The organism is Enterovibrio baiacu (assembly GCF_004120195.1).
Taxonomy (GTDB): Bacteria; Pseudomonadota; Gammaproteobacteria; order Enterobacterales; family Vibrionaceae; genus Enterovibrio; species Enterovibrio baiacui.
This window is the reverse complement of the sequence record NZ_SCHN01000007.1, coordinates 264,930-287,320: the sequence shown is the minus strand read 5'-3', so window position 1 is coordinate 287,320 and position 22,391 is coordinate 264,930. Positions and strand designations below refer to the sequence as shown.

Annotated in this window: 17 protein-coding genes; 6 read left to right on the top strand and 11 right to left on the bottom strand. The window is 48.0% G+C overall.

The window, feature by feature from the left end:
• Window positions 1-190 precede the first annotated feature (190 nt).
• From hrpA to EQP46_RS06035, 4 genes are all read left to right on the top strand, one after another.
• Complete coding sequence (gene hrpA, locus EQP46_RS06050; RefSeq protein ID WP_129492790.1) at window positions 191-4,093, top strand: ATP-dependent RNA helicase HrpA; 3,903 nt, start codon at window positions 191-193, stop codon at window positions 4,091-4,093.
• A gap of 359 nt (window positions 4,094-4,452) precedes the next feature.
• Window positions 4,453-5,079 carry a murein L,D-transpeptidase catalytic domain family protein gene (locus EQP46_RS06045; protein WP_129492789.1) on the top strand — a complete coding sequence of 209 codons (627 nt, stop codon included), beginning with the start codon at window positions 4,453-4,455 and terminating at the stop codon, window positions 5,077-5,079.
• Window positions 5,080-5,302: 223 nt separating this feature from the next.
• A complete protein-coding gene (locus EQP46_RS06040; RefSeq protein ID WP_129492788.1) occupies window positions 5,303-6,187 on the top strand; it encodes a DNA ligase in 885 nt (294 codons plus the stop codon).
• Between the two features lie 194 nt (window positions 6,188-6,381).
• On the top strand, window positions 6,382-7,389 hold the full coding sequence (locus EQP46_RS06035) for a LacI family DNA-binding transcriptional regulator (RefSeq protein ID WP_129492787.1): 1,008 nt from the start codon (window positions 6,382-6,384) through the stop codon (window positions 7,387-7,389).
• 18 nt (window positions 7,390-7,407) lie between these two features.
• Here the strand turns inward: EQP46_RS06035 and EQP46_RS06030 are convergent, their stop codons facing one another.
• The 4 genes from EQP46_RS06030 to EQP46_RS06015 are packed head-to-tail and all read right to left on the bottom strand — an operon-like array spanning window position 7,408 to window position 13,311.
• Entirely contained in the window at window positions 7,408-10,323 is a 2,916-nt protein-coding gene (locus EQP46_RS06030) for an FAD-binding and (Fe-S)-binding domain-containing protein (protein WP_129492786.1), read from the bottom strand.
• Window positions 10,320-11,057 carry a LutC/YkgG family protein gene (locus EQP46_RS06025; protein WP_129492785.1) on the bottom strand — a complete coding sequence of 246 codons (738 nt, stop codon included), beginning with the start codon at window positions 11,055-11,057 and terminating at the stop codon, window positions 10,320-10,322. The genes EQP46_RS06030 and EQP46_RS06025 overlap by 4 nt, the downstream gene beginning before the upstream one ends.
• On the bottom strand, window positions 11,054-12,499 hold the full coding sequence (locus tag EQP46_RS06020; protein WP_129492784.1) for a LutB/LldF family L-lactate oxidation iron-sulfur protein: 1,446 nt from the start codon (window positions 12,497-12,499) through the stop codon (window positions 11,054-11,056). Before EQP46_RS06020 ends, EQP46_RS06025 begins: the two co-directional genes overlap by 4 nt.
• Window positions 12,496-13,311 (bottom strand): (Fe-S)-binding protein, encoded by an 816-nt coding sequence (locus EQP46_RS06015; RefSeq protein WP_129492783.1) that lies wholly within the window; start codon window positions 13,309-13,311, stop codon window positions 12,496-12,498. Before EQP46_RS06015 ends, EQP46_RS06020 begins: the two co-directional genes overlap by 4 nt.
• 173 nt (window positions 13,312-13,484) lie before the next feature.
• On the opposite strand from EQP46_RS06015, the gene EQP46_RS06010 reads away from it, so the two are divergent.
• Complete coding sequence (locus EQP46_RS06010) at window positions 13,485-14,435, top strand: LysR family transcriptional regulator (protein ID WP_129492782.1); 951 nt, start codon at window positions 13,485-13,487, stop codon at window positions 14,433-14,435.
• Window positions 14,436-14,523: 88 nt separating this feature from the next.
• Here EQP46_RS06010 and EQP46_RS06005 read toward each other — a convergent pair whose 3' ends face one another.
• From EQP46_RS06005 to EQP46_RS05980, 6 genes are all read right to left on the bottom strand, one after another.
• On the bottom strand, window positions 14,524-15,348 hold the full coding sequence (locus EQP46_RS06005; RefSeq protein WP_129492781.1) for an HDOD domain-containing protein: 825 nt from the start codon (window positions 15,346-15,348) through the stop codon (window positions 14,524-14,526).
• Window positions 15,349-15,484: 136 nt separating this feature from the next.
• Window positions 15,485-16,204 (bottom strand): DUF3581 family protein, encoded by a 720-nt coding sequence (locus EQP46_RS06000; protein ID WP_129492780.1) that lies wholly within the window; start codon window positions 16,202-16,204, stop codon window positions 15,485-15,487.
• 158 nt (window positions 16,205-16,362) lie between these two features.
• A complete protein-coding gene (locus EQP46_RS05995) occupies window positions 16,363-16,812 on the bottom strand; it encodes an NUDIX domain-containing protein (RefSeq protein ID WP_129492779.1) in 450 nt (149 codons plus the stop codon).
• Between the two features lie 250 nt (window positions 16,813-17,062).
• A complete protein-coding gene (locus EQP46_RS05990; RefSeq protein WP_129492778.1) occupies window positions 17,063-18,691 on the bottom strand; it encodes a diguanylate cyclase domain-containing protein in 1,629 nt (542 codons plus the stop codon).
• A complete protein-coding gene (locus EQP46_RS05985) occupies window positions 18,675-19,109 on the bottom strand; it encodes a type 2 periplasmic-binding domain-containing protein (RefSeq protein ID WP_194956727.1) in 435 nt (144 codons plus the stop codon). The genes EQP46_RS05990 and EQP46_RS05985 overlap by 17 nt, the downstream gene beginning before the upstream one ends.
• 1 nt (window position 19,110) lies before the next feature.
• Window positions 19,111-20,364 (bottom strand): hypothetical protein, encoded by a 1,254-nt coding sequence (locus EQP46_RS05980; RefSeq protein ID WP_129492777.1) that lies wholly within the window; start codon window positions 20,362-20,364, stop codon window positions 19,111-19,113.
• A gap of 172 nt (window positions 20,365-20,536) precedes the next feature.
• On the opposite strand from EQP46_RS05980, the gene cobB reads away from it, so the two are divergent.
• Window positions 20,537-21,253 (top strand): Sir2 family NAD+-dependent deacetylase, encoded by a 717-nt coding sequence (gene cobB, locus EQP46_RS05975; RefSeq protein ID WP_129492776.1) that lies wholly within the window; start codon window positions 20,537-20,539, stop codon window positions 21,251-21,253.
• Window positions 21,254-21,339: 86 nt separating this feature from the next.
• On the opposite strand, the gene EQP46_RS05970 is transcribed toward cobB, so the two are convergent.
• On the bottom strand, window positions 21,340-22,383 hold the full coding sequence (locus tag EQP46_RS05970) for an extracellular solute-binding protein (protein ID WP_129492775.1): 1,044 nt from the start codon (window positions 22,381-22,383) through the stop codon (window positions 21,340-21,342).
• Window positions 22,384-22,391: the final 8 nt, after the last annotated feature.

Below are 22,391 nucleotides of genomic sequence, written 5' to 3'. Positions count from 1 at the left end.
TTTCTATAAGGCTGATGCTTTGGTGTAAGCCCTAGGGTTGCAAGGAAGGGGCAAAATCAGAATGGTGGGGCGTTTATCGTGGACTGTGATAGAATTAGGCCAATTTTGACATGGTATCTCCGCATTCATTATTGCCAAAAAGTTACCATCCTCAGCTATTCATCCATTTCAGCATTTCTTGGACAACGTTTTGACCGGTTCAAATCATCAAAATAACGCAAAAACACTGTTCGCCGCACTCGACGACTGCATGATCAAAGACAGATTTCGTCTGAGCAAACGTATCAAAGGGGCGCAACGCATTAAGAAAGACGAAGCCCGCCAGGCCGTCTTTGAAGAAATCGCCGTCGATATCGCGCGTTCAATGCAAATCAAGCTGCAACGCCAGTCAGCGACACCAAGGATTTCTTACCCAGAGCTATTGCCTGTTAGTCAGAAAAAAGACGACATCGCAGAGGCCATTGCCAATCACCAAGTGGTCATTGTTGCGGGTGAAACAGGTTCAGGTAAAACCACCCAGCTTCCTAAGATTTGTATGGAGCTTGGCCTAGGTGTTTCAGGCGTCATTGGCCATACACAACCACGTCGACTTGCCGCACGTACGGTTGCGACACGCATTGCCGAAGAGCTTGAAACCGAGCTGGGTAAAACCGTGGGTTACAAGGTTCGATTTAATGACCAAGTGTCAGATGAATCGAGAGTCAAACTGATGACCGACGGTATCTTGCTGGCAGAAATCCAGCACGACCGTTACCTCAATCAGTACGACTGCATCATCATCGATGAAGCCCACGAACGCAGTTTGAACATCGATTTCATTCTTGGCTACCTCAAGCAACTTCTGCCGAAACGCCCTGATTTAAAACTGGTGATCACGTCAGCCACCATCGACCCAGAGCGCTTCTCTAACCACTTCCGTGGTGCGCCAATCATTGAAGTGTCAGGTCGTACGTATCCCGTTGATGTCCGTTACCGTCCTATTGTGGAAGACAGTGACGATACAGATCGCGATCAGCTTCAAGCCATCTTTGATGCGGTGGATGAGCTTCATGCCGAAGGTCCCGGCGATATTCTGATTTTCATGAATGGCGAGCGAGAAATCCGTGATACCGCGGATGCGCTGACCAAACGCAACTTACGCGACACAGAAATTCTGCCGCTGTATGCGCGCTTGTCGTCTGCAGAACAAAACCGTGTGTTCCAAACACACGGCGGTCGCCGCATTGTCTTGGCAACCAACGTCGCGGAAACCTCGCTAACGGTTCCTGGCATCAAATACGTGATCGACCCAGGTACGGCGCGTATTTCGCGTTACAGTTACCGTACCAAGGTACAACGCCTGCCGATTGAAGCCATTTCGCAAGCGAGTGCGAACCAGCGTAAAGGTCGCTGTGGTCGTGTTTCTGACGGTATCTGTATTCGTTTGTTCTCTGAAGAGGATTTCCTTTCTCGTCCAGAATTTACGGATCCTGAAATTCTGCGCACCAATTTGGCCTCCGTTATTCTTCAAATGACGGCGATTGGCCTTGGTGACATCGCCGCATTCCCGTTTGTTCAGCCGCCGGATAGCCGCAACATTCAAGACGGCGTGCGTCTTCTTGAAGAGCTTGGCGCGCTTAAAGAGGGTGGCGGTAAGGATGACGCAAAACGTCTAACAGACACAGGACGTGCATTGGCACGTCTACCAATCGATCCGCGTTTAGCGCGTATGGTGTTGGAATCTGCCCGTTTAGGCGCATTGAAAGAAGTGATGGTGATTGCATCGGCGCTGTCGATTCAAGATCCGCGTGAACGCCCGTCAGACAAGAAACAAGCTTCTGACGAGAAGCACAGTCGCTTCAACGACAAAGAATCAGATTTCGTCGCGTTCGTGAACATGTGGGATTACATTGCCGAGCAACAAAAAGTATTGTCAGGCAATCAATTCCGTCGCCAGTGTAAGAAAGAGTATTTGAACTACCTGCGTGTTCGTGAGTGGCAAGATGTTCACTTCCAAATTCGTCAGGTGGTGCATGAGCTTGGGTATAAGATCAACCAAGAACCTGCAGATTACCAAGCGGTTCACACCGCGTTATTGGCGGGCTTGCTTTCTCACATTGGTTTGAAAGACCAAGAGAAGAACGAATACCAAGGTGCACGGAACGCGCGCTTTGGCATCTTCCCAGGCTCTGGCCTTTTCAAAAAGCAGCCGAAATGGGTCATGGTTGCTGAGTTGGTTGAAACCTCGAAATTGTGGGGCCGCGTTGCTGCGAAGATTCAACCTGAGTGGGTAGAGCCGCTCGCCAAGCATTTGATCAAGCGAAGCTACAGCGAACCGCATTGGGAGAAAAAACAAGCGGCCGTCTTTGCCCACGAGAAAGTGATGCTGTATGGCATTCCGATCGTGCCAAAGCGTAAGGTTAATTACAGCCATATTGATGCTGTCATCAGTCGTGAAATCTTCATCCGCTCTGCGCTAGTAGAAGGGGATTGGGAAACCAAGCACAAGTTCTACCACCAAAACCGCAAGTTGTTGGCGGAAGTGGAAGAGCTCGAGCTTAAATCTCGCCGCCGCGATATTTTGGTGGATGACGAGACGCTTTATGGTTTCTACGATCAGCGTATCGATCATACCGTGGTGTCTGGCCGTCATTTCGACACGTGGTGGAAGAAGGTCAGCAAGAATGAACCTGAAAAGCTGAACTTTGAAAAGAACATGCTGTTGGCGGGTGATGCCAGCCATGTGACTGATCTGGATTACCCGAACTTCTGGTTCCAAGGTAACTTGAAACTGCGTTTGAGTTACCAGTTCGAGCCGGGGGAAGATCATGATGGTGTAACGGTGCATGTGCCATTGCCTGTGCTTAACCAAGTTGACCCTGAAGGGTTCGATTGGCAAATACCAGGGTTACGCCATGAGTTGATTGTTGCCCTGATAAAGTCATTGCCAAAAACGTTACGACGTAACTTTGTGCCCGCGCCAAACTATGCCTCAGCCTTCCTACAGCGAGTTACGCCAATGGAAATGCCGCTGCTTGATGCGTTAGAGCGCGAATTGAAGCGCATGACGGGTGTGACAGTGCTGCGCGAGAACTGGCAACCCGATCAGTTGCCGGAACACTTAAAGATTTCTTTCCGCGCGGTTGACCATAAGAACCGCAAGCTAAAAGAAAACCAAGATCTTTATGCGTTAAAAGACAGCTTGAAGGAAAAGGTACAAGAAACCCTGTCTCAAGTGGCGGATGACGATATTGAACAGCAAGGCTTAACGACGTGGAGCTTTGGTGCATTGCCACAAATGTACACGCAAAAGCGCGGTGGTTTTGAAGTCAAAGCCTTCCCTGCGATTGTCGATAACAAAGACTCGGTAGGCATTAAGCTATTCGAAACGGAAGATGAACAGCAACAAGTCATGGCCCAAGGTCAACGTCGATTGATTCTGTTGAACGTGCCGTCACCGATTAAGTACCTTCACGATAACTTGCCGAACAAATCGAAGCTTGGCTTGTACTTTAATCCGTACGGGCGCGTGTTGGATCTGATTGATGACTGTATTGCCTGTGGTGTCGATAAGCTTGTCGAAGCGCAGGGCGGTTTGAAATGGCAGTCTGAAGACTTTAACGCGCTCAAAGAAGTCGTTCGCGGCGAATTGGGTGATACCGTGGTCGACATTGCTAAGCAAGTGGAGCAAATCCTGACGACGGCGTTCAACATCAATAAGAAGTTGAAAGGTAAAATCGACTTTACCATGGCATTTGCGATGTCGGACATTAAGGCGCAGGTCGACGGTTTGATCTTTAAAGGTTTTGCGACCGAATGCGGCTGGAAACGCTTGCCAGACATTCAGCGATACTTAAATGCCGTAGAGCGTCGATTAGATAAATTGCCGGTTGATCCTAACCGCGATCGTTTACACATGCTGAAAATTGAATCTGTCACCGGTGATTACAAAGAGTTGTTAAACAAGATCCCGAAAGGGCAAAAAGTGCCGACAGCCGTGAAAGACATTCGCTGGATGATAGAGGAGCTTCGCGTGAGTTTCTTCGCTCAACAACTCGGCACGCCTTACCCAATTTCAGATAAGCGCATCAAGAATGCCATTGACCAAATTTAATTACTTTACACCTCTGTATTAAAATGGAGTCACAAGTTTCGATAAATAGAAAGTCAGCGCCCGCGCTGGCTTTTTTGCGTATATCCCCTATGGCAAGATTCCGCATTCACAGGAAGCAAGGCGGCAAAGACAGGCCGTTCACGCTGTTTTCTTGTGTTTGTGGCCCAATGCGCAGAGAAGAATGGATCACCCTTCATTATCTAATTCATTGAATTTTTATATGTAATCCAAGTCACTCATCGCTCGCGCGCTGTTCTGGCACGGATTTTGGTACGCATTACAACAAAGCGGCAATCCTAAACCCCATCGGGTAAAGGCATTGCTTTGTTGGGTTAAGTATCATTTTTTAAGGGAATACCATGTTTAGGGCATTAAAAGCATTTTGTGCGCTGACGTTAATCGCATTTTCTACCTTGATGTATTCAAGCACTGCAGCAGCAACACCGCTGCCTGACGCTTATACCATGTACAACCAACTCGGCGTAAAACACGAACTGTCGTTTGAAAAATTTGCCGACGCTTACAATCACTTCAAATTCAGTCGAAGCGCACGACCTGTGTTTACACTGATCGACTACGGTAAACCATCGTCAGAGAAACGCTTTTGGGTGTTTGACGTGGCGAAACGTAAAACCTTGTTTTCGTCGTATGTCTCTCACGGCAAAAACAGCGGCCACCTGTATGCGAAGAAGTTTTCAAACCGTGTGAATTCACACCAAACGTCTCTCGGTGTTTTCCGTGCCAGCGAAACTTACTATGGCAAGCATGGTTATTCTTTGCGCTTAGACGGACTTTCGAAAGGGGTGAATGACAACGCCAGACGCCGAGCTATCGTGATTCATGGTGCTGCGTATGCTAATCCAAAAGTTATCTCTCAAACGGGTCAGCTTGGGCGCAGTTGGGGCTGCCCCGCGTTACCGAGCTACTTGTCTAAAAAGGTGATTAACACCATTAAAGACGGCACTTTTATCTATGCGTATGCATGAGTAGAAACGTAAGAAGTCAACGTTAAACAGAGTGTTAAGCATGAAAGGCGCGTATCGAGAGAACGCGCCTTTTTTCTGTATGAAAATGCAACCATCTATGTAGACCTACAAAGACAATCCCATTCACGGAGACCGAATTAGAGTCTCTATCGCTCGCAGATAACAATGCATTTCGATGAGTGTGTTAGGGATTTATCTACGTTGATAGGGATGGAAAGTTACAGTGAAACATAGTGTTAGCATTAATATTCTGAGCATTGCGTTATTGAGTACAAGCCATGCTCATGCTCTGGGGAAGCCTCAAAGCACAACCTACCTCCCACTGCTTGCAATGGACTATGAACACAGTGACTCGCGAGATTGGTCTCGGTACGTATATAGCGAAAAGCTTGATGGGATCCGCGCGTATTGGACAGGCGAGCGTCTGGTCACGCGCACGGGCCATGACATTCACGCACCTCGTTGGTTTACGGATGTGTTGCCTGCATTTCCCGTGGAAGGCGAATTGTGGGGCGGAAGAGGGAAGTTCGAACACACATTATCGGTGGTGATGGATGACATGCCGAACGAGCAACAATGGAAAACCATTCGCTTCATGTTGTTTGATGCGCCTAATCAGCAAGGAAACTTTTCCCAACGAACCCAAGCCATAGAAGAGTATTTAGCGTCTTTGTCTGATTCACTTACTGACGTTCCTGAGCATCTCTCACTGATTCCTCATTACCCTGCACAAAGCGATGTACACATTCAAACAGAACTGAACAGACTTCATCAATTAGGGGCGGAAGGCATCATGTTGCGCCATGTTGATGAAATCTATATTCAAGGCAGGGACATCAGCTTGCTTAAAGTAAAAATTGCGCAAGACGCAGAAGCCGAAGTGATTGGTTATGTTGAAGGCAAAGGCAAGTACATCAATATGATGGGCGCGATTGTTGTTCGTATGGCCAACGGGAAAACCTTCAAGATTGGGTCGGGGTTTAGCGACAAACAACGCGAGGCGCCACCACCGATAGGCAGCAAAGTGACATACCGCTACAACGGATACACCAAGTACGGCATTCCAAAGTTTGCGCGATTTGTGCGCATTGATAAAACCAAGCAGTAACTCGCTACCTAATACCTTCATCTCGCTTCATTGCGGCGTGGTTTATCCATCGACGCTTGTTGGCATGTAAGCAAGCGCGTTTCTCTCTACGTTACCCGTCACACTTCCATCATTGTTTGTGGCGAAAGCGGCTATCTGTTCAGAAACTTAAAGCAGAAAGCATTGAAGAAGCGCGTGTACAAGGAGTAGGTCGAATGCAAAAACCTCGTCGTCCCACCATGCAAGACATTGCCGACCACGTTGGCGTGACCAAAATGACAGTGAGCCGATACCTGCGTTCGCCTGAAAAGGTGGCACCTAAGACTAGCGAGAAAATTGCCGCCGCGTTGGAAGAGATCGGTTACATCCCTAATTGCCTGCCAAACATTCTTTCAAACCAATGCAGCCAAACCCTGGGGGTTATTCTGCCGTCGTTAAGTCATCCCGTATTCCAAGGTGTGATTCGTGGTATCGAGAGTGTGGCGGAAGAATCCGGGTATCAGTTGATGTATGCCCAATACGACTATGATCAAGCCGTTGAAGAAAAGCGGATTGAGACACTCTTGTCTTTCAATGTGGATGGCTTGATTTTAGCGGGATCAGATCACTCAGCGAGAATTCAGAAAATGCTCAAAACCGCCGGTGTGCCTGTGGTTGAGATGATGGAAGCAAGCGACGGCTCATCGACGCCGTCTGTGGGCGTCGACAACACGTTCGCCGCGCGCTCTATGGTCACTATGATGATTGAACGTGGTTATAAGCATATCGTTTGTTTGAGCGCGAAAAAGGGCATATTCACCCGAGAGAAGACACAAGGTTATGTCGAGGCGATGGACGAGCATTCGCTCACGCCTCGCAGTCTGTCAGCGAAGTCGATGTCATCGGTCTTTCTCGCGCGCCAGATGACACGAAAAGTGCTTGAGCGCTACCCAGAAACCGACGCCTTTTTCTGCACGGACGATGAGATCGCGGCAGGAGTATTACTTGAGTGTCAGCGACAATCCATCAACGTGCCTGAGGACATCGGTATTGCAGGCGTGCATGCACTCGACATAGGCCAATCCATGATGCCGCGATTAGCCAGTATTGTGACACCCGACCGCCAAACCGGAGAAAAAGCCATGCTCTCTTTACTTGCGCAAATACAAGGCGTACCGCACAGAACGGCACCGCTTGAATTTGAGTTGGATGAGGGAGAAAGCCTTCTCCCTGAATTTGTCTAATCGATGCCAAACGGAGACTTACACATCTTCTTCTAATGCTTCTCGCTCTTTCTGCTTTTTACGGCTGATAGAGGTGACGCCGGTCGTCGCTGCATCGAGTAAATAAAGGATAGAGCGATAGGGAATACCGCTGTGTCGCGTCAGGCCAATTTCACAGGTTCGGCTGTTGCTGAATCCCTTCGTACAACCCTCGGGAATTTGTTCTTTTAACGGTGCGGTAGCGGACGCATTCAGTTCGGGGGTGAAAAAGCCTTTATCGCCTGCAAAGCCACAGCATTCAATGTGTTCAGGCACGACGACATGCTTCGCGCATCGCTTTGCAACCTTTTCAAAATTATCCGCTAACCCCATGCGACGCGTGCTGCAGGTGATGTGCAGCATCACCGTGTCATCAATGGGTGTGATATCCAGATCATCAAACAAATACTGCATGATGAACTCTGAGGGTTCGAACACATCGAGCGGGAAAGTGAGCCCTTCATGGGTGAGTTTTTTGCAGGGACTTGTGTCCATGAGGATCGGCCATTTACCCAATTCACTCGCTTGCCACAGTGCCGCTTCAAGCCTGTAGTGCTTGTCCTTACTGATGTCTTTCATGCCTTTACTGTCATAGGGCATGCCGCAGCAAAGGTTGTTGACCTGTTTAGGAAGAATCACTTGATAGCCTGCGCGCTCAAGTAGTGACACTGTCACTTCCGTAAGGCTTCTTTCCTCCTCACTGCCAATCTCATTGCCCATGCTGCGGCTGGCACAAGACGGGAAATACACCACTTTCTTCTGACGGCGCTCTGCGCTCGCTTTCAATCGATACGCATTGGGCGAAGGAAAGGCGGCATGCCATTCTGGTGTGCGTTGATGCGTTATGTTTCTTAACCCGTTCACTGTCGAATCTAGCGCTTTCTCTCCTAACGTATGTTGAAGCACCTGATTGGTTTTGAGGCTTATCTTGGTCAAGGCGGTCACGGTTGAGAAGTGCTTTGCTGTCCAGCGCGCGATCGGTTGGTAGCGTTGGTACTTTTCAGTGCGGATTTGCTTGATCAAATCCCCTGTATTGATGCCAACCGGGCAGCGCTCTGCACATAAGCCAGTGGCGGCACAGGTATCAACGCCCAGATAATCAAATGTCTTCTTCAATTCCGCTTTACGTGATTCATCGGCATTGGGTGTTTTTTCAAGCCGTTGTAGCTCTCGATACAGCACAATGCGTTGTCTCGGTGACAGGGACAAGGTTCTAGAGGGGCACACCGCTTCACAGAACCCACACTCAATACAGCGGTCAATCAAGTCATCCGCTTTTGGCATGGGTTTTAAGTGGGTAATGTGGGCATTCGGATCGTCATTGATGATCACGCCAGAATTGAGCAATCCGTGCGGGTCAAAAAGGGTCTTAATGCGTTTCATCAAGGCGTACGCATCTGATCCCCATTCCAGCTCCACATAGGGCGCCATGTTACGCCCAGTGCCATGTTCAGCTTTCAATGACCCTTGGTATTTCACCGCAACAAGTTGTGCGACTGCATCCATGAAATCGCCATAACGTTTTATTTCACGTTGCTCATCGAACCCTTGGGTAAACACAAAGTGCAAATTCCCTTCGAGTGCATGACCAAAAATGATGGCTTCATGGTATTCGAATTCATCAAACAAGGACTGCAGTTCACGTATGCCGTTCGCGAGATGTTCAACCGGAAATGCCACGTCTTCAATGATAACGGTCGTACCTGCTTCTCTGACCGCGCCCACGGCGGGAAACATGCCTTTTCTGATTCCCCAAAGTGTCCCGACCGTGTGCGCATCGGCGGTAAATGCCACTTGATAGGGAATCCGATAGTCCGCCAAGGTCTCAATGATCTGTTGGCATTGGGTATTCAATGTGTGTTCATCACTGGCGCGCGATTCAATCAATAGGGCGCAATGTTCAAGATTCAACAGTGGCATGAAATCTGGCATGCCCGCTTTATCGGCGACAGAGCGAAGGGCGCGTCCATCCATCATTTCAACGGAAGAGACGGGGCAATGCGATAACGCGGTGACGGCCAGTGATGCAGATTCGATGTCTTCAAACACCATTAACGCGGATGCTTTATTCGGATGCTCAATCACGGTGTTGTAAGTAATGTCCGCGATAAACCCGAGTGTGCCTTCTGAACCCACCATCAAATGGGTCAACACGTCGATAGGATCGGTGAAATCAATCAGTGCATTGAGCGCATAGCCCGTGGTGTTTTTCAGTCGGTATTTGTGTGAAATTCGGGATTTAAGCTCAGCATTGTTAGAGACATCCGCACACAGCTGTTGAATCCCCTCAATTAAGTGCGCATGAGAGGCCTTGAATGCCTCCACAGATTCGGGGTTTTCAGTATCTAACAGCGTCCCGTCTTGAAACACGATCTTCATGGCTTGAACGGTGCGATACGTATTCTGTGCCGTGCCACAACACATGCCACTGGCATTGTTGGCCGCGATGCCACCGATTTTACAGCTGTTGATGGAGGCAGGATCCGGGCCGATCTTGCGTTGGAAAGGAGCAAGGTAGCGGTTCGCGTCTGCCCCGATCACGCCTGGCTGTAAACGAATCTGCTCTCCGTTATTGAGGATGTCATGATGTCGCCAGTTGTCCGTCAGCGTAATCAGTACGGAGTCTGTGACCGCTTGACCTGACAAACTGGTGCCTGCGGCGCGAAATGTAAAAGGAAAGGCAAAGTCGCTGCAGGTTTTGATGATAAACAGAATGTCACCAAGATCGTCAGCCTGGACAATCACTTGTGGTACGAGCCGATAAAAGCTCGCGTCTGTGCCGTACGCTAATCGCTTTGCTTCGTCAGTAATGACGCGAGATTCAGGTATACGTTGTCGTAACGTTGCAAGCAACGGCGTTAGGGCGCGTTTGCTTTGTTGTTTTTGTGCTTCTTGCGATTCTCGCGTGTTACTCATGGTTGCTCCTTCACCACAAAGACAATAAGGCGCTTAGGTCCATGCGCGCCGTAGGCCAGCGTTTGTTGTATGTCTGCGGTTTTTGATGGCCCAGAAATCAGTAAGAGGTTGGTCAATGGATCTTCTGACCAGTTTGCCCTTGTCCACGCGGCCGTTTCCATTAGCGCACCAAAATTTGCGACGATGTCACGTTCATGGATGATAGCAATGTGTATCGGCGGAACCAGTGATAAGGCTCTCGGTTCTTCTTCGCCTGTGAACAATGCCAAAGTCCCTGTATCTGCAATTGCGGCAGGGCAGACAGAGAAACCCGCGTCGATGTCATGAAACAAATCATGCTTAACGGCTTCAATGTCTTGATCGTATTTCGTCACACCCATTGCAGGTGAAGCTGCTTCGAGGGCGTCAGCATATGGGTTTGCTTTGCCGACCAACAATCGAGAAATGGACGCTGCGTGCAAACAATGAGCAAGTGCAGACTCGATGTTATCAGCCTCAATGTGATGGACTTCTGCATGACTGGCAGAGAGTGTGTCTCTCAAGCGTGCACTCAACACGTCTCGATTGTCTGAATGCCAAGGTTGCCAATTAGTCGCGTGTTCTGCGTGTTGAGATGCGTCTACAGCGGGATTATCCATCGATGCAGCCTTGCCAGCGTTTAAACGAGAAAAGATTCGCGCACGTGCTGTTGACGATGCTACAGAAAGTGCCGATTTTTGGGATGACGAATTCATTTCACTTCTCCTGCCTCTTTCTCTTTTGCCTTGTTCGCCAGTAAGGTTTTTAAGGAAGTTTTGGCGAGCGTGGGTTTAACGCGGCATTGGGTCCAATTCCCGATATGGTTGGGAATAAGGCCATTCATGTGACGTGCTGTGTCTAGTGCGCCGTGATAGAGAGAAGGGTGTGTTGCCGTAAAGGCGAACCCTTTCATTGCGGCTTTCTCCAAGGGTTGCTTTGCTTCTTCCTGCCCTTTGAGTGGTTCATGATTGGCTTGTACTTTGTTTTTCGATTCCTGACGTAACCGTTGGAGCAGCGCAGGGATGGGAATTCGAACTGGGCACACTTCTTCACATGCACCGCAAAGACTGGATGCGGTAATCAAAGATTGGGTTTCTTTGATACCTATCAGATGCGGCGAGATAATTTTACCAATGGGGCCTGGATATACGGTGCCATAGGCGTGACCGCCAATACGCGTATACACAGGGCAATGATTCATGCACGCCCCGCAACGGATGCACTGCAGCGTTTTACGTAACTCCTCGTCTTGATACGCCTGAGAGCGCCCATTGTCGAGTAGCACCAAATGCACTTGCCTTGGCCCGTCATGTTCATCGCTTTTGCGGGGGCCACTGATCATATTGAAATAGGTTGTGATGGCTTGGCCGGTTGCGCTGCGGGTTAACGCACTGTAGAGAGGTGGGATGTCACTCAAACACTCCACCACTTTTTCAATGCCAGTGATGGCGATATGAACATCAGGAATGGTGGTACACATTCGTCCGTTGCCTTCGTTCTCGACTAAACACAAGGTGCCGGTTTCTGCGATGGCAAAGTTAACGCCTGACACCCCAATTTCTGCCTCTTCAAACGCGTTACGTAGCATATTACGTCCCGTTTGGATGAGTGAATCAACGTCCGTAGTGGGCGCGAAATTGTCGATGTTGTGCTCGAACGTATCGGACACCTGTTGTTTGTTTTTATGGATGGCAGGCATGATGATGTGTGAAGGCGTATCACCATCAAGCTGAACGATATATTCACCCATGTCGCTTTCTAAGCAGCGGATGCCCCGGGTTTCCATGTCATGATTCAGGCCAATCTCTTCGCTCACCATGGACTTTCCTTTGACGAGCAGGTGAGCATCTTGTGCCTTGGCGATATCCGCGAAGATTTGATTAGCTTGTTCGGCATCTTCAGCCCAGTGCACTTGAATGCCATTTCGCATGCAGTTGGCTTCTAATTGCAATAACAGATCAGGCAGTTTGTTCAGGCAACGTTGCCGAATGGCTTCTGCCAGATCGCGCACCGCTTTTTCCTCGTCAGCATCAGGAAAAGCGTCTTTGCGTTTATGACGAAGGTAATCCATCGCACCGCGGAAATTCTGACGCAGCTCCTTGTCGGCAAGGGCATGCTTCGCTTGTGGGTGAAACATTTCCGGTTGAGTGTGACTCATGGGTTCACTCCAGCGTGGTTTGTGCTCTGGCTGCTCGCCTCTGTTAGAGCATCATGGCTTTTTAATCGCTCTGCGAGAAAACGGGCGATGTGTTTGCCTTTGAATGCTTGTCCCTGGTATTCGAGTGCGCCGTTGATGTTCAACATACAGCCCCAATCAGCACTGATCAGTTGGTCAGCGTCTGTGTTGAGAATATTGCGGGTTTTATCCTCCACCATGGCTTCACTGATATTGGGGTGCCTAATGGAAAACGTGCCACCAAATCCGCAGCATTCTTCTTCATAATCCGCGGATTTCACCTCAACATTGGTCAGTTGACTGAGTAAGTGTGCAGAATGTTTATGAACGTTCATTTCACGTCGCGCAGCGCAGGAAGTATGCACAACCACCGTTGTAGCATTGCCTTTGTCCGTTAACTGGACATGGCACACGCTGGTAAGAAACTCCGTAAGTTCAAAAACACGCTCTGAAAAGGCAATCGCCTGTTGGTGTAGGGGATGATCATTAAAGATCCTCGGGTAATGATGCACCATCATTCCGCCACAGGAACCAGAGAGAATGACGATCGGGATTGGCTCGGGAAACAACGACATTTGATGCTCAGCAATGGTTCGCGCTTCTGCGGTATACCCCGACGTGTAGGCTGGCTGGCCGCAACAGGTTTGTTTCGGTACGTATTCCACCTCAATGCCCAACTGCTCAAGGAGTGCAACGGCATCAACGCCGGTTTCGGGGTCAAACATATCCACTAAACACGTTGCGTAGAGATAGACCTTGTGAGGTTTGTGCGGATAGATCCGAGAAATGAGCATGTATCATCCTTAAACACTTGTATACCCAAACGACCTGAACATTCATTGTTCATGTTTGCCCATCATATGTTGTGACGGAGCGCGGCTTCGTACGATGAATTCAGCTTAGAAGATTGGCATTGGTGAATAAATGGCATTAAATGAATTTATTCTTTCCAAAAAGCGAATAATCAATGAAAGCAGATGACATGGTTTTGTTTGCCAACGTGGCTGAACTGGGTTCGTTCAAGTTAGCGGCGGAAAAGTATGATTTAGCGTATTCCGTGGTGAGTAAGCGTATTCGTCGATTGGAAGAAGATCTTAATGTTCAGTTATTGCATCGAACGACGCGAAAAGTCTCACTCACCGAGGCGGGTACAACACTGCTTCCAACCGCAAAGCAGATGGCGCTGCTGACTCAAGATGCTACGCACGCCGTCTCTGCGATTCGCGAGACAATGAAAGGGCACATGCAGGTGTCCGTACCGACCATTTCTGGCGATCTACTTTTGGCGGAATGCATTGCTGACTTTTGTCATCAGCATCAGGGATTGAACATCGATGTGATCCTGAGTAATCGCTTTGTGGATTTGATTGATGAAGGGTTCGACCTTGCCATTCGAACTGGCTATCTCGAAGACTCTAGCTTGATTGCGCGCCACCTTATCGATTCTCAATGGATTGTATGTGCATCACCCACCTATATAGAGCGGTGCGGACAACCTTCAACCCCTGACGCGCTGGTGGATCATAATTGTCTGCATTACACCTATCAATCGACAGGGGCGGCTGATTGGGAGTTTTACGCTGACGATGATATGGGGAGTGGGGCATCTAACACCGCGTATAAAAGCCAGAGCAAAGAGAAACGCATTGTGCGTGTGTCAGGCAACTTTTCAACGAACAACGCGGCTGCACTGCGAAAGGCTGCTTTAGCAGGGTATGGCATTGTGTATGTACCACGCTGTTTGGTGTATCACGATTTACAAAACGGCGCGTTAGTCGATATCTTCCCATCGCTGGTTGCGAAACGTTTGGGGATTTATGCGATTTATCCGTTTACTCGCCATCCGCCAAACAAAGTGAAAAAGCTGATCGAACATATTCGAGACAAGTACCTATCAATGTCGGAGTATTTCTTGTAACCCAAAGCGCCTGTTATTGATGATGTCACATGAAAAACCGCCGTGAAGGCGGTTTTTTAGGCTTATAACTGACAATTGACGACGCGCATTACAGCAGCTGATTGGCCATGTCTTTACCGATGCCACGGTTGTTGTTAATGAGTTCAATTAAGTCTTCATTCAACCCTAGCATGCTGTATTCAAGCTGGTGATTGAGCCATGTACGTTTATCATCACCTTCAGCAAGCTCATCCCACTCTTGATCAATCTTGCTGCACAGATTAATGATGGCGGCAAGTTGTGAGAAGTTATCACCTTGTACTGCACCAAACTGATTCTCAATGGCGTCTATCAAAGTGTCTGCAAACTTCCACGTTTTCGCGAGTTGACCACCAAGCTGCGCGCAATCAGTGTCTAACACAATTTGCTGCGCTTCTGGCTTGGTTTTACCGGCTTCCATGTGCAGTTCTACTTTCTGCGCTTTGTCTGGGTAAACCGTGTAAATAAGCAGATCACCGATGTTGTGCAACATGCCGGCAGTAAAGGCTTCGTTTTGGTCTGCTTTTAGCTCTTTGGCAATGACTTTGCTCAACGTGGCCACTTCAAACGTGGTGCCCCAAAAAGCATTCAAATCAAGCCCTTCAATTTTCGGGAAAGCACTCATCAATGCTGACGCTGTCACCAACGTACGGATAGGGCCAAGGCCTAATCGAACAACCGCATCGTCGACTGATGACACTGTTCTGCCTCGACCAAAGTGCGCAGAATTAGACATGCGCAACACGCGGGCACTGATAACTTGTTCGAGGGAAATTTTTTGGGCGATCTGGTTCATATCTGAACTGTCGCTGTTTACCAAGTCCATCAATTCTTGAACGACTTTGGGGATTTTAGGAAGCTTATCGACATGAGCGAGTAACGATTGGTTAGACATATTCAACTCCAGCACTGGTGACTTAAGTTAAATATAGAACATTGTCTTAGAAATGTTGGTTCGAATTCAAAAGTAAGACATTGAACAGTAAACAAAACCCCGCTTTATACGGGGCTGTATACGTTATAACAAAGACTTATGCAGGCAGTGCGGAGAGGAATTCTGATTTACGACTGTTAAATTTATTGACTAAACCTTCAACGGCGTCGGTTTCAAACGCCTTCAAACCGCTACACACCATTTTCTTTCTGCCTTGGCCAATGATGTCGCCATTCTCTTTAAAGCAAAAAGACAGGGTAACTGTGCCACGTTTGCCGTTCACATCCATACGAGAGTCAGTCAACTCCACCGTTGGAGAGTGAAAATCAAGATGGTGGAAGTTCAGTTCCATGCTTTCGTAAATCACGAGCGGACGATCTGGGTTAATCATCATGCCGGACTCTTCCATCAAAGGCACCATGATATGCGGGAAGTTCATGCCTGAAAACTTCACGTAATTTTCAGCAACCTGACTGGCAAGTGCTTCATTTTGAATGTTTTCGCCAGATCGCGCCATGGTGAGATAGCATTTCTCGTTGCTGTCGATCACTGACAGATTCCCACAGTCACCTTCTTTAATTTCAAGGCCGAGGTTATCTGAAATCATGCCAGCGAACGAAACATGCATATTCTGGCTAATGCCCGCTTTCGCGAGAAGTACAGAAAACAACAAATCACCCGGGACACAGAAGCGTTTTGAATCTTCATCGTGGATAGGGTTGAAGTCACCTGCAACCAACTTGGCGAAGTGGCTAGCTTGACGGCGAGTGAAAACAAATTGACCGTTTTCTACGTTGTAATAGTTATTTAGCTGCATGATAACGAGTTTAAATCTTCCCTTGTTAATCTTGTCGGGCATTGTAACTGAGTGTTCAGACATGAATGGTCTAGCCAGTTACGGATCCCCTTAGGCTGACGGTATTCTCCCTATAAATCTGTACATAATGTAAGAATTGAGAGGGTTGTTCACGACAGTTAGAGAATGTGGCCCTGATATATCCCGTTGAATTCCTTTTTCTGGAATGCAGGAACCATGGTTTTTGGAAAAAATAGCAGGTCTTGGAGTTTGTCTAAAGGCATCCAGACACTACCAATCTGATCTTTGTCTAATTGAGACGGCATTTCTATTCTTTGGAATCCTTTCGCTTCAACAAACAACTCTATTTGATGAAGATGATCAGGCAGGAACGTGGTCTCAAGTTTGTCAGCGATGACTTCACGTACAAAGAGAATGTCTCCCATTGTCGCTGTACCGCCTGTTTCTTCGAGAAGCTCTCTTGCGAATGCCTGATCCAGCGTTTCATTATGTTGAATACCACCACCGGGAATGATGTACCAAAGGCCGCGCTCATCTTTGTGCTCAGCCAATAAAATCTTATCGTCTTGATAGCAGACGGCTCTGACCGATACCCGCAGTGAATTCATCTTGTTGTCCTTTCCATTGCCTGTGTACATTGTCCTTACTGTTACATAAGAGCCATGCCGACACCAAACAAACGTCGTACCATTTTATAGTTAAGTGCATGTGTCGTAAGAGGGCATGTATTGTGTCGACCGCAGAGGTGAAAAGCCTTGTGACTTTCCAAATCTGCTTATGGCGTGGCCAAGAAGGGTAAGAGAAGAAACACACGCATGGCATTTAGCGCTAAAAAAACAGCAGCAACATCAAGCGAGGCTATTTCCCCGCTGGCGCAGTACTCTCTTCTTTCTGGTAAAAACGATAGAAATTCTTACCGTTATTTTTCACGTAGTACATGGATTCGTCCGCTTGCTCAATCAGCGCACTCACTGTCTGCTCGTCTTGAGGGTATAAGCTAATGCCGATACTCGACCCAACGGACGCTGTTTGCTCATGGCCAATATCAATCGGCAATTGAATTTGATGCTGCAAGTCAGAGGCAATATCGCTCACCGCAGTCTCGTACGTCGCGTTGTAGGAGAAACCAATCAAGAATTCATCCCCCCCCCAACGCGCGACCACATCCGACCCTCTAAAGAATTGTTTAATTCGGTTAGCGACTTCGATAATGACTTTGTCCCCCGCGTCATGCCCGTAGGTATCATTCACGCGCTTGAAGCCATCAAGGTCAATCATGAGTATCGCGAAGTAACGTTGCTTCTTGTCGGCATCGATTAGGGAGTTTTCGAGTTTGGTCATCCCTGCACGGCGGTTAAGCAGTTGGGTTATAGGGTCGTGCTCAGCTTCATAGATAATGTTCTGTTCGCGCTCTGCACGTTCAGTGATGTCATACAGCACTATCTCGACCAAGCTGTCATCTGGATTGTTAATGTCTTCAACTTTAGAGAACAGACAATGCACCCAGCGATCGGCGGCGCGAACTTTGTGCCTTAGCTGTATATCAATGGCAGAGAATTGATTACCCGGTTTCACCCAGAACTCTTCAATGAACTCTTGAATCTCTTGAGGATCATTAAAGTACGTCGTGAAGTCAGTTTTTGTGAACCTGTCGGTATCAACGATAAAGGTTTGACCCAGCAGCCGCAAAAGAGCAGGGTTGGCGACAATCAGTTGATTGTTCGCATCGAGTAGGCCGATACCCGCACTTGCGCGCTCAAAGATAAAGCGAAACTTTTTAGACAGGTTTTCCGTTTCTGCGCGAAGCTCTCTCTCATTGTCGATTTGATTATTCACGGCATCTAACAGCACGTTAATGTCATCGACCAAGGCTCCAATCTCATTACGTTTGTGCGCTGTAGGGACTTCAATTCGGCAAGAATCCCCGGGCGTAATTTGGTGAAAACGATTCGCAATGTTTTTCATCGGCTCGGTCAAAATGCGGTTGACGATGACCAAGGTAAGCAGGGCAATTAGCACCGAGTATATAACCAAGACTGTTGCTTGGATGTTTGCCAACGAGACCGCGGTATTTTCAATGTAATCTTGATTTGGATAAACGAGTAAGTCGCCCACAACATCCGTGGAATCAAACGGGGAGACGATAGGGAAGATAACGGCAGTTTCTGTGTGTGATTTTGTCGATGTGTCTTCAAATGACGCTGATAGGCCATCTTGGCTGGTTAAGCGTGCGGCAGAAATAATGTCATTCGCCTCAAGGCCACGAAGCACTTCTTCGGCAAGCTCTCTGTTTCCGAGATAAAGGGCAATAGACGCCGTTTGTTCGACGGTTGTGATGATTTGTCGAATTTGGCTACGTGAACGGTCAACTTCTTGATGATAAGAGAGATAAAACCATATCACCGAAGCAATCACGGCAAATATCATTGCACCGCCAGCCACACCTGCTGCGACGCGTATATGAATTTTCTTATTGAGGATCTTCAAATCGGTATACCACTTTAAGTCCTGGCGTTACGCTGTTTTCATACAAATAGGCGATAGCATTGGAATTTCCTTCCACATACATCACAACATCTTCGGAAGAAGATCTCGCCTTAGGAGGCTCAGCTTTGCCGGTAAATAACAATCTTGCCCAATACGCATTGATTTGGGCGACAGACTTGCCCACTAATTGTTGATAGAAATCTTCGCGCTCTTGGCTGTTGTCGGGGAGATCGGTGGTATTGACGGTGCGTCCATCAGGGTAAGAGGTATGCCTTCCCATATAGAGATCGATAACTTGTCGCGTTGAAAGTGATTCGACAGGGTTATCTTGATTTACAACCACAACTAACCCTGCGTGTGCTGAAGGAAGCCACGCTAGCCAATAAATTGTGAGTAGTGCTATTAGATATTTCTTCATATCAGAACACAAAGCTCAGGCTAACAGAGTAAGTATCAATGTAGTCAGGTACGGGAGCGGTTAAGCCCCTTACCGTTGTAGACCACCCGCCAATCCGGTCGTCGAGCAACCAGGTTCTTTCCATTTGTCCTTTCAATGCGACGTTTGCATTTACGTCATAACGTAAACCAATCCCTAGCGTTTCCTGATTAACGATCCTTGCTTTTAGGTTTTGATCAATCAGGTTAAATGCGCCGGCGATTTCTGGGATTGCTAGCGACGTCGCGGGAGGAAGGGGAGTTTCATAGTATTCGCCAACGGATTTAGCTTTAGATAAAAATCCGAATACGGTAAAGCGATTAAACACTCTTCCGACACTGGTGTAGCCTGCCGCAAGATCGGGGAAAAACGGCCAGTCTGTGTCGGTGTAACTGAGCTCTGCTTGGACATTCCAATTTCCCGACTCATACGCGGTACCCACTGAGTAATAGGAAATACGTGTATCCACAAACCCGAAGTCATCCAACATGGTTGGCAAGGTTGGCCATAAAAAATCGGGAATATCTGAGAGCTCCGATGTAATAGAAACTGACGGGTCGCCTTCTTTAACCTTTGTGGTGGTCGCTGATCCAGAAAAAAACCAATCATCGACTTCATACGTCACTTTGGTTCCGAACATGGGGCCAAGCGTGACTTCATAAGGGTCGTTAATCGTTTCAATGGAAATGTCGGTTTGCCCACCAAAAAAGCGGGTTTCTAATATGCCGTCCCCAAGTGAATAGCGATAAGCAACATCTGCGCCATTGATTGAAGAAACGGGAATCGCTGAATAGAAGTCTGTGATGGGCTTTGTCCAAAGATACGCAAAGCCAACATCTCGGTATTCCGAGAGCATGTAAAGAGGAGAAGCAATTCTTCCCACTCGGAAAGACAGGTTGGGCGAGAACTTGTAACGAAGAAACGCCCATGTGATCGATTTATCGAGGTCATTTTCTATGCGATCTTGCAGAATGCCTTGCACGACCGCATCAATGTTATCGATAATTGTTGCATTGAGTTGTAAACCCAATGCGGAGCCTGGCTTTAGACTCGACTCGCCATACTGGCCTTCTTTAGAAAGATCATACTTGAAACCGAAGTCTTCGGTGCCCGAGTCAATCACACTCACCGTACCAAATCCACTCACGCGCACAGCATCTTGCGCAACTGCGGGAGTTGCTAGCAATCCGACAAGCGCGCAATAAGGCAAAGTGAATTTGAGTTTTTGACTCGGCATAAAGTAATTATCGAAATTGATACACTTTTTAAATATAAGACATTTTTCGGTTTTTTCTCGTTAATTCACCGTGCGATTTAATGTTCGACTATTGTCTACTGCCTAGATCCTGTTTTGCTAAATCTAACAATGTTATAAAGGTTTTAAACGATAACGAGAAAGGAAGCTCAGGATGCAATTTCCACATCGAAACATTGTGGTGTTAACAGGCGCAGGGATTTCAGCAGAATCCGGCATTCGAACGTTTCGAGCGCAAGACGGACTTTGGGAAGAGCATAGAATTGAAGACGTTGCGACACCTGAAGGGTTTGCGCGTGATCCCGCTTTGGTTCAAGACTTCTACAACCAACGTCGTAAGCAATTGCAGTCTGGCGTATCGCCGAATCCTGCCCACGAAGCTCTCGCAAAGCTAGAAAGAGAGCTTGATGGCAATGTCACGATCGTGACGCAAAACATCGACAACCTTCACGAACGTGGCGGTAGCGAAAACGTGATTCACATGCATGGTGAGCTGCTAAAAGCGCGATGCAGTCACTCTAACCAAGTCTTGGAGTGGACAGGGGATATCACCGCAGACGAAATGTGTCATTGCTGCCAAATGCCTTCACCCATTCGTCCTCATGTTGTCTGGTTTGGCGAAATGCCGATTGCGATGGATCGCATTCACACGGCATTGGTGCAAGCTGACCTATTCATTTCCATCGGCACATCCGGTGCGGTGTATCCCGCAGCAGGATTTGTTCATGAAGCGGCGATTAATGGTGCAAGAACCATAGAGATCAACCTTGAACCGAGTGCCGTCGAGAGCGAGTTTGATGAAAAGCGTTACGGAAAGGCGAGTGTGCTTGTTCCAGCGCTGGTGGAAGAACTGCTCGCGATGAAAGACTGAGCAGCAACGGCTGTTTGGCGAATTTTAAGCAATAAAAAAGCGGCCTGAAGGCCGCTTTTTCTATTTTTGCTGGTGGCGTAATGACATTACTGACCGGCTTTTAGCTTTTGGAAGTACTCTTCGTAAAGCACGTTTGCTTCACCCACAGAACTTTGCCATTCGCCTTTTTCCATCACTTCTTGCGGTGGGTAAACGCTTGGATCGTCTTTAAACGATTTTGGCAGCAGAGGGTATGCTGCTTTGACAGGTGTTGGGTAACCAATCTCAATCGCGAGTTTTGCTGCGTTTTCTGGGCGCAACAAGAAGTCGATCATCTTGTGTGCGGCTTCAACGTTTTCTGCATTTGCTGGAATCGCAAGGTTATCCATCCAGAAAATCGCGCCTTCTTCAGGCCAAACGATGTCCACTGGTGCACCTTCACTGCGTGCGATATACGCTGAACCGTTCCACAGCATGCCAAGTGCTACTTCACCCGCCATATACGGGTTCGCAGGGAAGTCTGAGTTAAACACCAGCACGTTCGGCATGATTTTTTGAAGCTCTTTGTAAGCTGCTTCAATTTCTTTCGGGTCAGTGGTGTTGGCAGAGTAGCCCAGTTTGGTTAACGCGATATGGAAGAACTCACGCGCGTCATCCATCATCAGCAATTGACCTTCATACTCCGGATTCCAAAGATCAGCCCACGCGTGCACGCTGCTCTTTTCCATCACGTCAGTATTTACGCCGATACCCGTCGCACCCCAGATATACGGGATTGAGTATTCGTTGTTTGGATCAAAAGGCTTGTTCAAGTTGTTGGGATCAAGACCATCAAAGTGGCTTAGCTTCGTCTTATCAACTTTCTGAAGCATGCCTTCTTTGCGCATTTTCGCAACGTAGTAGGTTGAAGGGACAACAAGGTCATAGCCTTCAGGGTGGGTTTTGAGCTTGGCATACATGCTTTCATTTGACTCATAGGTTGAGTAAATGACTTTGATGCCTGTTTCTTCTGTGAATTCTTCGAGCACTTCGGTAGGGATGTACTCTGACCAGTTATAGAAATACAGCTCATTGTCTGCAGCAGACGCAGCACCAGAGATTAGAGAAACGGCCAGAGAGCTTCCTAGCACAAACTTAGACCAGGGTTTCATCGATAACT